At 61.5% G+C, this 12,108-nt stretch carries 15 protein-coding genes; 1 reads left to right on the top strand and 14 read right to left on the bottom strand.

Annotated features, from left to right (window positions below; genetic code table 11):
- Positions 1 to 4: 4 nt before the first annotated feature.
- The 12 genes from fliQ to fliF form a co-directional block, all read right to left on the bottom strand.
- A complete protein-coding gene (gene fliQ, locus GOQ28_RS04485) occupies positions 5 to 274 on the bottom strand; it encodes a flagellar biosynthesis protein FliQ (RefSeq protein ID WP_160348442.1) in 270 nt (89 codons plus the stop codon).
- A 15-nt stretch (positions 275 to 289) separates the two neighbouring features.
- Positions 290 to 1,000: a flagellar type III secretion system pore protein FliP gene (fliP, locus tag GOQ28_RS04480; protein WP_202109627.1), complete on the bottom strand. Its 711-nt coding sequence runs from the start codon at positions 998 to 1,000 to the stop codon at positions 290 to 292.
- A 50-nt stretch (positions 1,001 to 1,050) separates the two neighbouring features.
- Positions 1,051 to 1,395: a flagellar biosynthetic protein FliO gene (gene fliO, locus GOQ28_RS04475; protein ID WP_160355600.1), complete on the bottom strand. Its 345-nt coding sequence runs from the start codon at positions 1,393 to 1,395 to the stop codon at positions 1,051 to 1,053.
- 4 nt (positions 1,396 to 1,399) lie between these two features.
- Positions 1,400 to 1,894, bottom strand: a complete 495-nt coding sequence (gene fliN, locus GOQ28_RS04470) for a flagellar motor switch protein FliN (protein WP_160355599.1) — start codon at positions 1,892 to 1,894, stop codon at positions 1,400 to 1,402.
- Positions 1,887 to 2,903 carry a flagellar motor switch protein FliM gene (fliM, locus tag GOQ28_RS04465; RefSeq protein ID WP_160355598.1) on the bottom strand — a complete coding sequence of 339 codons (1,017 nt, stop codon included), beginning with the start codon at positions 2,901 to 2,903 and terminating at the stop codon, positions 1,887 to 1,889. Before fliM ends, fliN begins: the two co-directional genes overlap by 8 nt.
- Positions 2,904 to 2,906: 3 nt before the next feature.
- Complete coding sequence (locus GOQ28_RS04460; RefSeq protein ID WP_160355597.1) at positions 2,907 to 3,398, bottom strand: flagellar basal body-associated FliL family protein; 492 nt, start codon at positions 3,396 to 3,398, stop codon at positions 2,907 to 2,909.
- A 168-nt stretch (positions 3,399 to 3,566) separates the two neighbouring features.
- Positions 3,567 to 4,994, bottom strand: coding sequence for a flagellar hook-length control protein FliK (locus GOQ28_RS04455; RefSeq protein ID WP_160355596.1), 1,428 nt, complete (start codon positions 4,992 to 4,994; stop codon positions 3,567 to 3,569).
- Between the two features lie 12 nt (positions 4,995 to 5,006).
- On the bottom strand, positions 5,007 to 5,453 hold the full coding sequence (gene fliJ / locus GOQ28_RS04450) for a flagellar export protein FliJ (protein WP_160355595.1): 447 nt from the start codon (positions 5,451 to 5,453) through the stop codon (positions 5,007 to 5,009).
- Entirely contained in the window at positions 5,450 to 6,889 is a 1,440-nt protein-coding gene (gene fliI / locus GOQ28_RS04445) for a flagellar protein export ATPase FliI (protein ID WP_160355594.1), read from the bottom strand. Before fliI ends, fliJ begins: the two co-directional genes overlap by 4 nt.
- A complete protein-coding gene (locus GOQ28_RS04440) occupies positions 6,886 to 7,659 on the bottom strand; it encodes a flagellar assembly protein FliH (protein WP_160355593.1) in 774 nt (257 codons plus the stop codon). The genes fliI and GOQ28_RS04440 overlap by 4 nt, the downstream gene beginning before the upstream one ends.
- Positions 7,652 to 8,659: a flagellar motor switch protein FliG gene (gene fliG / locus GOQ28_RS04435; RefSeq protein WP_442862077.1), complete on the bottom strand. Its 1,008-nt coding sequence runs from the start codon at positions 8,657 to 8,659 to the stop codon at positions 7,652 to 7,654. Before fliG ends, GOQ28_RS04440 begins: the two co-directional genes overlap by 8 nt.
- Positions 8,643 to 10,229 carry a flagellar basal-body MS-ring/collar protein FliF gene (fliF, locus tag GOQ28_RS04430; RefSeq protein WP_160355591.1) on the bottom strand — a complete coding sequence of 529 codons (1,587 nt, stop codon included), beginning with the start codon at positions 10,227 to 10,229 and terminating at the stop codon, positions 8,643 to 8,645. The genes fliG and fliF overlap by 17 nt, the downstream gene beginning before the upstream one ends.
- Positions 10,230 to 10,574: 345 nt before the next feature.
- Here fliF and fliE point away from each other — a divergent pair, with 345 nt between their 5' ends.
- Entirely contained in the window at positions 10,575 to 10,874 is a 300-nt protein-coding gene (gene fliE / locus GOQ28_RS04425) for a flagellar hook-basal body complex protein FliE (RefSeq protein WP_442862076.1), read from the top strand.
- Positions 10,875 to 10,960: 86 nt separating this feature from the next.
- On the opposite strand, the gene GOQ28_RS04420 is transcribed toward fliE, so the two are convergent.
- Together GOQ28_RS04420 and fliK are read right to left on the bottom strand one after the other, a co-directional pair.
- Entirely contained in the window at positions 10,961 to 11,239 is a 279-nt protein-coding gene (locus tag GOQ28_RS04420; RefSeq protein ID WP_160355589.1) for an EscU/YscU/HrcU family type III secretion system export apparatus switch protein, read from the bottom strand.
- Positions 11,226 to 12,108, bottom strand: an 883-nt coding sequence (gene fliK, locus GOQ28_RS04415) for a flagellar hook-length control protein FliK (protein WP_160355588.1), incomplete at its 5' end; no start/stop codon positions are given. The genes fliK and GOQ28_RS04420, both read right to left, overlap by 14 nt.

The raw sequence follows: 12,108 nt of genomic DNA, 5'->3' as shown, positions 1-12,108 counted from the left end.
ACGGTCAGGCGACCATCTTGGGGATGGAAATAAACAGCGCCTCGATATAGTCGACCATCAGGCCGATGAGCCAGGGTCCGGTCAACACCAGGACGATACCGACGGCCAGCAGTTTTGGAATGAACGACAGCGTCATCTCGTTGATCTGGGTCGCCGCCTGGAAAATACTGACGATCAAACCCACGGCCAGGGTGGTGAGCAACAGCGGCCCGGCCATCGAGAGGGCAAGCAGCATCGCCTCATACGTCATGCTCATGACGGTGGCGGAATTCATTTCAATCGTCCCTGTTTATTGATAGAAACTGCGTGCCAGTGAACCCAGCAACAGATGCCAGCCATCGGCCAGTACAAAAAGCATGAGCTTAAAGGGCAGCGAGATGGTCACCGGCGGCACCATCATCATGCCCAGGCCCATCAACACGCTGGCCACGGCCAGGTCGATGATGAGAAAGGGAATGAAGATCGAAAAGCCAATCTGGAACGCCGTCTTGAGCTCGCTCGTGACGAACGCCGGAATCAAGACGCGCATCGGGACGGCCTCGGGCTCGGATACCTCCGTGATCCCGGCCATATCGGCAAAGAGCAGCAGATCGGTCTCGCGGGTCTGTTCGATCATGAATTTATGCAGAGGCTTGCCGCCCGCTTCGATCGCTTGTTCGAACGTGATGGCGCCGTCGTTTAGTGGTTTATAGGCGTTTTCATAGATCTGATCCATCACCGGCGACATGACAAAGAACGTCAGAAAAAGCGATAGACCAATCAGGACGCTATTGGGCGGCGCGGTGGGCGTGCCGATCGCGTTACGCAACAGACCCAGCACGATCACGATCCGGGTAAAACCCGTCATCATCAGCAGCGCGGCCGGCAGGAAGGTGAGTGACGTCAACAGAATGAGCGTTTGCATGCTCAGACTGTAGGTTTCGCCGCCGTTGCCGTTGGGCGTCATGGTCAACGCGGGCACCGCTGCTTGGGCGATGGCGCTGGTGGGCAGCATCAGCATGCCGATCAACAGCAGGCTGGCGGCCAAGTGCTTTCCAGAGTTTGCGCAACTCATGCTTTTCGTCCGCAGATGTTGCGAAGTATGGATTGGAACGTCGCGGGGGCCGAGGTGGCCGGGACGGGTACCGCCTCGCCAGGCGCGCGTGGCGGCAAGGTGTGCAGCACATTGATCGAGCCCGGCGTGACGCCCAGCACGAGGCGCTGGTTTTCGACCTCCACCACCATTACCTGCATGCCGCGTGGACCCACCGATACCCGGTTCGTTACGGTCAGTGCGGTGTGCGGCGCTCCGGCGATGCGCACGCCGTTACGCCGGGCGAGCCAGGCGCAGGCGAGGATCAGCGCTACGACAAACAGCAGCGCTAGGAAAATGCGTGCTAGCGCGAGGGAGTCCATCGTCTTACCGTTTGGCGGCCAGACGGGACAGGCGTTCCGAAGGCGTCACGATATCGGTCAGGCGTACGCCGTAGTTATCGCCCACGACCACGACTTCGCCTTGCGCGACGAGGTAGCCATTGATATAGATATCCATTGGCTCGCCAGCGAGGTTTTGCAGTTCGACCACAGAGCCTTGATTCAGCTGCAGCAGCTCGCGAATCGTGACGCGGGTACGACCCAGCTCGACGCTGAGCTGCACCGGAATATCGCGAATCATATCGATGTCGAAGCCTTCGCCGAGCTTGGCTCCGGCCGCCGCGTCCAAGGGTTTGAAGACTTGGGCGGGCGGGACGGCCGTGGCTGCCGGCTCGGCGGCCGCCGGCAAGGTCGCTTGAGCTTGCTCGGCCAATGCCTGCTCCCATTCGCTCATCGCGTCCTGATTCGCCGTGGCGGCGGCACCATTGAACGCCTCGTCGACGTCGTCGGCGCTGATTTGCGTTTCGTTGAGATCAGACATCTTGGTTCTCGGACAGATAATCGAAAGAGGGGGCTTCCAGGTGCTCCTGCACCTCTAGCGCGTAGTGCTTGTTGGACGTGCCGTAGCCACATTTCAATGCGGGTACGCCGTTGACATAGGCGGTGATGGATTCACGCAGTTCAAACGGGATGACCGAGCCTTTTTCCAGACGCATCAGATCCCCCAGCGATAAGTTCAGCTCGGCGAATTGGGCCACCAGCTCCACCTGCGCTTGTCGAATCTGATTCGACATTTGTTTGGACCAGCGTGAGTCGGCAGAGCTTTCGCCGCTTTCCTGATAGGGATTGGTCAGCAGCCCGCGGATCGGCTCGATCATCGAGTAGGGCAGGCAGACGTTCAGCGATCCGCCCATGGAGCCGAATTCGATCCGTATCGGCGTGACCACGACCACCTCGTGCGCGCTGGTCACGCTAGCGAACTTGGTGTGCATTTCCGAGCGGACATAGGCGTATTCGAGCGGATAAATGCCTTCCCATGCCTGCGTGTAGCAGGCCAGCGTGTGATCGAGCAGGCGGCGGATGATGCGCTGCTCGGTCGCCGTGAAGTCCCGGCCCTCGACGCGGGTGTTGCTACGCGCCTGGCCACCGAACATGCTTTCGATGATAAGAAAGACCAGCATCGGATCGAAGGCAAAGAGCGCCACGCCCCGCAACGGATTGAGCTTGACCATGTTCAGGTTGCTCGGCACCGGCAGGTTGCGCTCGAACTCGGCGTATTTCAGAACCTGTATCTGGCCCACCGAGATATCGGCGTTGCGGCGCATGAAGTTCAGAAACACATGGCGCAGACGACGAGCGAATCGTTCGTTGATGAGTTCCAGCGTCTGCATGCGCCGGCGTACGACGCGGTCGGTCGAACTGAGGTCATAGGCGCGTACGCCGTCTAGCGACGGCGTCTGTGGCGTGTCCCCCGATTTAGGCTCATCGCCGGAGACGGTAGCCAGCAGCTCGTCGACTTCGGCCTGCGAAAGAAAACTCTCGTACGACATGGATTACTGCACCATGAACGACGTGAGCAGCACCTCGTCAACACGTTGCGGATTCGGTTCCGGCGAGATCGGCGCGGCCACGGTGACTTTGATGCGCTCGCGCAGCTTGTCCAGCTCGGCGCGGTCGCTCAACGCCGAGGGGTCCATGTTGTTCAGCTCGGTCAGAATGCGGCTACGCACCACGGGCAAATACTTCATCAGACGCGTTTTGCTGTTTTCGTCGGCGATACGCAGCGTCATGCTGGTATAGACCACGCGCGACTCCATGCTATTGCGTAGCGTCACGGTAAACGGATCGATGTCTAGAAAGATCGGCTCGTACTGCAGGGCAGGCGCGGCCTCTTCCACGGGTTTCGCGCTGGTTTCAAACAGCGCGGCGATCGGCTTGGCGTTGCTTTGCGTATAGAACCAGAAGCCACCAGCACCGACGCACAGGCCGACCAGTGCGACCATCAGTGTCTTGCCAAATCCTGCTGATTTCTTCTCTTTGTCCATACGGCTAACGTGGCGGAAAGGTGAATGGTTTCATTCGATGGTGTGCATTGTGAATGAAGCCAGGTATTTGTATGGACGGGAAAAACGCCGGAAAAACTCCCTTTCTTTGGCGTTTGCCTGGGCGGTCTAACGCGTTGCCAGCGCGGGCTTGGTCGTCGCTAGCCGTCCCTAGGCGTAGGCATTGATCAGCCCGAGGGCCTGGCGTTTGGCCGAGTGTGTTGGCGTCAGGTCGTCGACGGAGGCGTTTGCCACGCCATTGGGCCGCTTGTCCGTAGGCGCCCCGTTAGCCTCTCCGCCGGACGATCCCTGTGCATCCGCATATTCGCGAGACTCATGTTCGCCCACACTGGATTGGCCCAACGACAGGCCTGCGTCCTGTAACTGAGATGCGAGCTCGGGCAGCGCCTGCTCCACGGCCGAGCGCACGGCCGAGTTGGCGCAGACAAAGTTCGCCGTGGCGACACCGTCCTTAATCGCGATCGCGACTCGCAGCGGCCCAAGCTCGGGCGGATCCAGGCGCAGTTGGGCGATTTGGTTGCCCGATTCGTCCATTTTCAAGAAAGCGAGCACCTGCTGGCTCATGGCTTGCGCCCAGGCGGGATGGAGCACCGGGGTGTTCACGCCAAGATAGGCGACTTGAGAGGGCGTGCCGAAGACATTGCTCGTGGCCGGTTGGCTCGCCATGGCTGTCGCCGCGGAGGCCAGATCCGCGTTTGCCATGGACGCGGCCGCTGGCGCGACGGCGCTCTGCTCGGCGGCCGTGTTCCGCGCAAAATTCCGGTTCAACGCGACGGAAGCTTCCAGTGTGTTGACAAAGTTCTGCGTCCGGAGATCCAGTTTGGGCGTGTCGGGGTCTTGTCGGATTGCCCTGGCGGATATGCCGTCGGCGGGCAGTTGGCGCCCGAGCTGCTTGGCGGCTTTGACCGTACGCGCGAGGGTTTCATTAGGACGAAGCTCTCGCTGTGTCTGATGAAGGAATCCGGTCACAGCCGGACCCAGAGGCAACTCGGATGCGGCTGACATCGGGTCAGTCGCGAGCGCCTGGGTCTGAGGTGGGTGCGCGGAAGGTGATTGGCCAGCGTTTTGGAGAGCGCTCTCGGATAAGCCCGATGCCGTCGTCGTCAGGTTCCATTGAGCGTTGTCGATAGCCGGTTTATGCGGTGCGTCCGGTGACCAGCGGCCGTCGGCGTTCCTGCTTTGAGCCGTGTCCAACAGTGTCGTGGCAGGGGCGGGTAGCTCGCGTCCACCTGCTATTTGGGCCTCACCAGGCCCCATAACGGCAGTCAAGTTGACGGCCGCCGAGACATCGGCTTCATCCTGTTGCTCGGACGCGAATTCGGGTATGGCGTCGTCTGCCACTTCTACAAACTCCGCGCCGTCAGCGATTTCAGCGGCAGTCAAAGCGGGGTCCTCAGCGTTGTCCTCATTGCCGCGCTCGCTTTGCCGCGCGGCATTCGCATCGTCTTGTCGTACACGCAATTGGTCAAAGAGCTGAGTAAACCCATAGTGACTCGCATCTGCATGATTGCCCGTGTGCGAAGGCGACGCCGCAGGGGCGTTCGGGACAACCGCTAGGGGAGGAGAGACAGTGGTCATGGTTGCGTGGAGTTATGCGAGTTGTAGGCGACGATGCGAGCGGGCTGCATACTCGTCGTTGGCTTTTTGTTCGAGCTTGGCTTGCACCAGAATTTGACGTTTCGCGTCGCGCTCGATGAGCGCCTGCATCGACGCCACCTTGCGCCGCTCGGTCATCCAGCGCTCGCGCGCCTGCGCGACCTGCTTCTGGATCTGACCCAGCACGCCGGACTGTTTGGCGATTGCGTCGTCCAGCGTGGAGATAAAGCGCTGCGTGTTCTGGCACTGGGACGACGTGATGCCGTCATGCATGGCCTGCTGCAGGTTGCGCAAGTAATCGTGCCGGTATTCCTGCAGTTTGATCAGCTGTTCTTCAGCCGAGCGCTGGCGGGCCATCGCCTGGCCGATTGCCTTGAAGGCCTCATCCATGGCTTTCTGCGCCAGGTCATGCAAGATCTGAAAGGGTACCGCCTGACTCATCGTTGAACTCCCGCAAACAAGCTGGCCAGCTCACGCGCGGCTTGGTCGGCCGATACCCGCTCGTCGATGTCCTGACGCAGGTAGGCCTCCAGGAACGGATATTTCTCGATCGCCATGTCGATCTGCGCATCGCTGCCGGGCACGTAGGCACCCACGGCCACCAGATCGCGGTTGCGCTGATAGCTGGAAAACAGTTGCTTGAACCGGTGGACGTGTTTGAACTGTTCCTTCTGCACGATGGCGAACATCACGCGCGAGATCGATGCCTCGATGTCGATGGCGGGGTAATGGCCCGATTCCGCCAAACTGCGCGACAGCACGATATGACCATCCAGAATGGCGCGCGCGGAATCGGCGATCGGGTCCTGCTGGTCGTCGCCTTCGGTCAGGACGGTATAGAACGCGGTAATCGAACCCGCCGGGCGACCGTTGACGCTCGCACCCATCCCGGTGCGCTCTACCAGGGCGGGCAGCTTGGCGAATACCGATGGAGGATAGCCCTTGGTCGCGGGCGGCTCACCGATCGCCAGCGCGATCTCGCGCTGCGCCATCGCGTAGCGGGTAAGCGAATCCATGATGAGCAGAACATTTTTGCCTTCGTCACGGAAAAACTCCGCTAAGCGCGTGGCATACACCGCGCCTTGCAGGCGCAGCAGGGGCGACACGTCGGCGGGCGCGGCGACGACGACCGAGCGGGCCAACCCGTCTTTGCCCAGGTTTTGTTCGATGAACTCCTTGACCTCGCGGCCCCGTTCGCCGATCAGGCCGACCACCACCACATCGGCCTTCGTATACCGGGCCATCATGCCCAGCAACACCGATTTGCCCACGCCCGAGCCTGCAAACAGACCCATACGCTGGCCCAGACCAACCGTCAAAAGACCATTAATCGCCCGTACCCCGACGTCGAGCACGGAGGAGATCGGTGCCCGATCGAGCGGATTGATCGTCTCGGCGCTAAGCGAGGCCGCCTGCGCCTGATCGAAAAGGCCCAGACCATCCAGCGGCTTGCCATTGGCATCGACCACGCGGCCCAGCAGCGACCAGCCCACGGGCAGCGCCTGTCCACGGTCGGGCGCGGAGGCGGGCGCGGGCTGATCCGTGTCCGGCAAGGGCACGCGCGGCGACAGCGCGGAATCTGCCAGCATGACGCGGCTTTTCTTAGGCAAACCGGCGATATTGGCTTGCGGCATCAAGTACAGCGTCTCGTCGTGAAAACCCACTACCTCGGCCAGGATCCATTGATCCGGGCCCATCTCCACTTTACAGGTGGCGCCGACCGCCAGTTCGAGCCCCGTGGCTTCCAGTATCAGGCCGGTAGCCTTGGTGATGCGTCCGGTCGCCCGGGACAACGGCGTTTTCTCTACGCGATCGGCCGCCAGGCTCAGCTGCGCCTGCCAACGTGCCAGGGTGCTGACTGGCTGCCCGGTCATCATGCGGCGTCAATAGCAGGCGGGGGCGCTTGCAGCCCGATGGACGCCATGGCGGCATCCCAGCGGGTTTTCAGCGTGGCGTCGATATCGCCATAAGCAGTACGCGCCTTGATGTCGCCGCGACTCAAATCGGCGGCGGCAACCAGACGCACCTGCATCTCGCCTTGTTCGGATTGAACGAGCGGGCGCAGTAGCGCAAGGTCGGCTTCGTTCAGGTAAAAGGTGATGGTGCCGTTGCACCCTTCGTGCTGGGCCAGTATGTGACGCACGGCGGCCAGCAGACTGGGACCCGGATCAGCCAGCTGCACACCGACGATATGGCTTGCGATACGCACGCCCATTGCGATCAACGACTGGCCGATTTCCTCGCGCAGGTCTACGATTTCCTGCTGGGCTGCGTCCAACAGGGCCATCAGCTGTTGCGCGGTTTGCTGCTGAATATCGGTAGCGCTTGCCATGCCGGCGGCATAGCCTTCGGCGTGACCCTCGGCACGGCCTTGCTCGCGCCCCTCGGCTAGGCCTTGCTCCCGCCCGGCGGCGTAGCCTTCCTGGCGAGCTTGTTCGCGTAGCCGTGCCAGCTCATCCTCTTGCTCACGCTGACGGATCGCTTGCTGTTCAAGCTCGTGGTCACGGGCTTGCTCGGCGCGTTCGGCCTCTTCCTCGTGGCGCGCAATCGGCGCCATGGTCCAGCGCGACCAGTCGATCGACCGGTCAGACAACACGGTCGGCGGTGGCGTGACGGGTTTAAAAAGAGGCGTGGGACGCTTATACATACGAATCGTCTCCCGCGCTGTGCAGCAGGATCTTGCCCTCGTCGGCGAGGCGGCGCGCGACTTCCAGAACCTTCTTCTGCTCTGCCTCGACGATGGACAGGCGGATCGGCCCTTGTTCTGCCAGGTCTTCGCGAATCATTTGCGCCTGACGCAGGGACATATTGCCCAGGATGCGATTGACGACCTCTTCCTTGGCACCCTTGAGCGCGATGGGCCAGATGGAGCCATCCACGTCGCGCAGAATCATTTGGATCGCGGCGTCTTCCAGATCGGCGAGGTTGTCGAACACGAACATCTCGTCCTGGATGCGCTGCGCCAGCTCCGCATCGCGTTCGCGCAGTACGGCCAACACCTTGGCTTCCTCGGTGCCGTTCATGGCATTGAGGATCTCCGCTGCGGTGCGTACACCGCCCAGCTTGCTGCGCTTGGCGCTCTGGCCCGAGAGAACGCCGTTCAAGACGTCCGTCAGCTCATACAGGGCCGAAGGCTGCACGCCACCAAAGGTCGCGATCCGCAGGATCACGTCGTTGCGCAAACGCTCGGACAGCAAGGTCAGCACGCCCGAGGCGCGGTCCCGGTCCAGGTGCACGAGGATGGTGGCGATGATCTGCGGATGTTCCTCGCTGATCAGCTCCACGATCGCGGTTGGCTCCAGCGAATTGAGCGCGTCGATGCCGTTGACCGCATTGCCGCTTTCCAGAATGTCTTCCAGAATGCCGGCGGCGCGATCCGGCCCCATGGCGCGCGTCAGGATGTCGCGGATGTAGCTTGCCGATCCCAGGCTCACCGACAGGAACTGTTCCGCGTCGGTACGGAACTCTTCCATAACTTGATTGACTTCCGAGCGCGTGACTTGCTTCATGGTGGCCATGGCCGTGCCCAGGCGCTGCACCTCGTCGCTATTGAGATGTTTGACCACCTCGGCCGCGCATTCTTCTCCCAGCGCCACCATCAGAATGGCGGCTTTCCTTAGCGAGTCGGACTTACTCATCATTGTCATTGATCCAGTTGCGGATCACCATGCTGACCGCGCGGGGATCTTGCTTGGCGATTTCGCGGATAGCGTTCAGATTGTCCTCATACGAGTCGATCTGTTTTTGGGTCTCTGCGGGCGCGGGGGTGATCTCGACCGCGGGCAAGGGGGCGATTTCCTCGTCACGAGCGCGCATGAGCGGCTTGACGATCTTGAACCACAGGAACGCCAGCAACAGCGCCAGGGCCAGGTATTGCGCGGCGGTGCGAGCCAGATCCAGATAGAACGGGTCTTTCCAAACCGGCAGCGCGGGCTCTACGTTATTGAACGGAACATTCGCGACCTTCAGCGTGTCGCCGCGCGTCTCGGAATAACCGATAGCTTCTTTGACCAGATGCTGGATTTGCTCGATCTCGGTGGCGTCCAGCGGTTGCAGCTTGCCTTCTTCGTCGGTGCGATAGTTCACGACGACGGCTACCGACAGGCGTTTGATTTGACCGACGGATTCCTTGATGTGGCTGATGGTGCGGTCGACCTCGTAATTGACGGTCGAGCTCATATTGGTACTGCTAGGCCCACGCTCTTGCGTGTCCGCGTTTTGCTGATTCTGCGGCGCCACGACAGCGGCCGCGGGTGCGGGCGGCGGTTCATTGGCCAACGCGCCGGGCACGCCCATGGCGGGCAGCACGCCACGCTGTGCCGAATTGTTGGTCTGCTCGCTGCGAACGGCGGCGAGTTCAGGCTTTTGATTGGGGCGATAGGTTTCGGACGTCTGCTCGCGCACGCTGAAGTCCAACAATGCGCTGACCTCGGTGTGAACGTTGCCCGCGCCCACGATAGGCGTGAGGATCGACAGCACGCGCGACGCGGTGCGCTGTTCCAGTTCGCTGGTATAGCGCAGATGCGTCTCGTTGGCGCCCAAGCCTCCTAGTGATGCCTTGGACGACAGTAGGCGGCCGGTTTGATCGACGATCGAGACATTCTCTGGCGTCAGATCCGGCACGCTCGAGGCTACCAGCCAGGCGATGGCGGCAATTTGGCCATCGCCCAGCATACGGCCTGGAGACAGCGTGAGCAGTACCGACGCGGTCGGCTGCTTGCGTTCGCGAACAAAGAGCGTTTGCTTGGGGATCGCCAAATGCACGCGCGTCGTCTCAACCGAGGTCATGGCCTCGATTGAGCGGGCCAGTTCGCCTTCGATGGCGCGTTGATAAGTCACCTGCTCTGCGAACTGGCTGGCGCCGAACTTCGGGCTTTCCATGAGCTCGAAGCCGACATTGCCGCCCTGCGGCAGGCCTTGCTCGGCGAGCTTCATGCGCGCTTCATGCACTTTATCGGCCGGCACGAGTATGGCGCCACCGTTGTCCGAGAACCGATGCGGGACCTGCAGCTTGTCCAGGGCGGATACGATCGCGCCTCCGTCCTTATCGCCCAGGTTGGAGAACAGTACCTTATAGTCAGGCGAACTGAACGCGATCGCCGCGCCCACAACGAGGGCCACCAACGCCGACGCGCCGGCCAGCTGCACGGGCCGAGACAGATCCGCCACCCGCTTGAGGACGGGAAAACGTTCAGTCAGTTCCTGGAAACGACTCATCGTGCGCTCCCGCGGCCGGGGGCGCCAATGGCCGAGTTCAAATTCTGGGTGGGGTCAGACATACTGCACAGCGGTGGTCAGTGAGCGGGCATTATGCGGTGGCGGTCTGATTTCCCAAGGCCGGAGTAAAGCGGCTTTTTAGTGCCTTTTCATGCCTTTCTCTCGCCGTCGCCAAAATCGCCGCGGCGAGTGGATGAAACGGATAAAAGCTAGAAGAAGGCGCACTTTCCCGGGCTGTTGAACGCAATGGAAAACACGCACCGGTATTACAGTGCAGGCTGTCTCCGAACCGCTAAATTGGATATGTCTGCTCCGATCGCCTCAATCCAGTCTGTCCTTTCCCAGATGAATCAAGTGGCCTCCATGGCCGCGCCGCGCCCGCCATCCATGCAGCGCACTGACGATGTGACCGGCGCCGCGGCACCGGGCTTTGCGGCCGAATTCAAACTGGCTGTCGAACGCGTGTCCGCCGCGCAGAATCACGCCACGACGCAAGCGCGCCACTTCGAGCTGGGTACGCCCGGCGTGACCTTGAACGACGTGATGATCGATATGCAAAAGGCCAGTCTGGGCTTTCAATCGTTGGTTCAGGTCAGAAACAAGCTGGTGTCGGCGTATCAAACGATCGCCAGTATGCCGCTGTAAGGCATCGCGTCCAACGTTACGCCCATGGCTTCTGGCATGGCCCCGGTTGATCACGCCAGGACGGCTCTGGCGGACAGACCGGTTGTCTAATCCTCCTGCCGCTCTTGCTGGGCGTCGATGGCATAAACCCAGGCCAACAGCTCCGCGATGACGGCATAGAGAGATTCTGGTATTTGCTGGTCCAGATCCAGCTGCATCAGCAAGCTGACCAATTCCGGGGACTGATGCACGAACACGCCGTTATCGCGCGCAATGCGGATGATGCTTTCGGCCACGGCGCCATTGCCTTTGGCGATGGTCTTGGGCGCGGCTTGTCCCGCTTCATATTGCAGGGCGACTGCTTTTCGTCGGTCAGGCGTCGTCATGATCCACGCGTTTAAGAGTAATGTCGCCCGGCCGCATTCCGGCGGATTCCAGCGTTTCGCGCAGCGTGGAAAGACGCTCTGCGAGTATCGCGCCCTCGTCGGTCACATCCAGGTGAATATCGACGTGCGGGCCAGCGATTCGGATTCGGGCCGATACCGCGCCCAGCGTCGGCAATTCCAGGGCGATACGCGTGCTGCAAGCGCGATCTCCCGTGTCCGCTTCCGGCTGACTTTGAGCGTCGTTGTCGCGCTCGGGAGGCGGTACGAAAATTTCCCACCGCATGGTTGCGCCGGGCCACACCTGTCCTTGCCACTGAATAGGCTGGCCGGCGAGCAGGTCGAGCTGCTGGCGCACGAGCGGGCGCAACTCCTCACGTACCTCGAGGTCATCAGCTTTGGGTAAGGGGCGTTGCTGCTGGGGCTCATCCTCCAGGGGCGTCAGTTTGGCCGCGCCGGCTTGTAGCTGCTTTAACAGATGTGATTCATAGAACAAACCCGATTGAACGATTTGTCCCTTCAGTACGACCATCAAGGCCTGAGTCAGCGCGGACGAAAGCGGCTTGAGAAAGCTCGCTTCGGACGCATTGTCTATGGACGCCGGCGCATTGGGTGGGGCAGGGGCCGGGCTCGCGGCCGGCTTGCTCGCTTCTGCCCGCACCGCGGGCTCGACCACAGCGGCCGCGACCGCCTGCGCGCGCAAGGACAGCACGGCGGTGACGAACAAGGGTTGCGCCTGCGTCACCGGCCCCGCGCCCTGCGGAAACCCATCGATCAGCGGCAGCAGCGTGCGTCCCACGGGGCTCAAGTGCATCTTGGCCGAGGGCGTATCGGGCGCAGGCTGAGCCACATTGGCGGATGCGGCCGTCATG

Source organism: Bordetella sp. 02P26C-1 (genome assembly GCF_009763255.1).
In the GTDB taxonomy this organism is placed as follows: Bacteria; Pseudomonadota; Gammaproteobacteria; order Burkholderiales; family Burkholderiaceae_B; genus Bordetella_A.
The sequence above is the reverse complement of the archived record's forward strand: the minus strand, read 5'-3'. Positions and strand labels throughout refer to the sequence as shown.

What these genes read in the sequence shown, in the direction of transcription:
- fliG (WP_442862077.1), bottom strand. Translation starts at nt 8,659, where the DNA reads ATGACAATGATGAGTAAGTCCGACTCGCTAAGGAAAGCCGCCATTCTG.
- GOQ28_RS04460 (WP_160355597.1), bottom strand. Translation starts at nt 3,398, where the DNA reads ATGGACAAAGAGAAGAAATCAGCAGGATTTGGCAAGACACTGATGGTC.
- GOQ28_RS04455 (WP_160355596.1), bottom strand. Translation starts at nt 4,994, where the DNA reads ATGACCACTGTCTCTCCTCCCCTAGCGGTTGTCCCGAACGCCCCTGCG.
- fliQ (WP_160348442.1), bottom strand. Translation starts at nt 274, where the DNA reads ATGAATTCCGCCACCGTCATGAGCATGACGTATGAGGCGATGCTGCTT.
- fliN (WP_160355599.1), bottom strand. Translation starts at nt 1,894, where the DNA reads ATGTCTGATCTCAACGAAACGCAAATCAGCGCCGACGACGTCGACGAG.
- fliE (WP_442862076.1), top strand. Translation starts at nt 10,575, where the DNA reads ATGAATCAAGTGGCCTCCATGGCCGCGCCGCGCCCGCCATCCATGCAG.
- fliJ (WP_160355595.1), bottom strand. Translation starts at nt 5,453, where the DNA reads ATGAGTCAGGCGGTACCCTTTCAGATCTTGCATGACCTGGCGCAGAAA.
- GOQ28_RS04440 (WP_160355593.1), bottom strand. Translation starts at nt 7,659, where the DNA reads ATGTATAAGCGTCCCACGCCTCTTTTTAAACCCGTCACGCCACCGCCG.
- fliM (WP_160355598.1), bottom strand. Translation starts at nt 2,903, where the DNA reads ATGTCGTACGAGAGTTTTCTTTCGCAGGCCGAAGTCGACGAGCTGCTG.
- fliO (WP_160355600.1), bottom strand. Translation starts at nt 1,395, where the DNA reads ATGGACTCCCTCGCGCTAGCACGCATTTTCCTAGCGCTGCTGTTTGTC.
- fliI (WP_160355594.1), bottom strand. Translation starts at nt 6,889, where the DNA reads ATGATGACCGGGCAGCCAGTCAGCACCCTGGCACGTTGGCAGGCGCAG.
- fliF (WP_160355591.1), bottom strand. Translation starts at nt 10,229, where the DNA reads ATGAGTCGTTTCCAGGAACTGACTGAACGTTTTCCCGTCCTCAAGCGG.
- fliP (WP_202109627.1), bottom strand. Translation starts at nt 1,000, where the DNA reads ATGCTGATGCTGCCCACCAGCGCCATCGCCCAAGCAGCGGTGCCCGCG.
- GOQ28_RS04420 (WP_160355589.1), bottom strand. Translation starts at nt 11,239, where the DNA reads ATGACGACGCCTGACCGACGAAAAGCAGTCGCCCTGCAATATGAAGCG.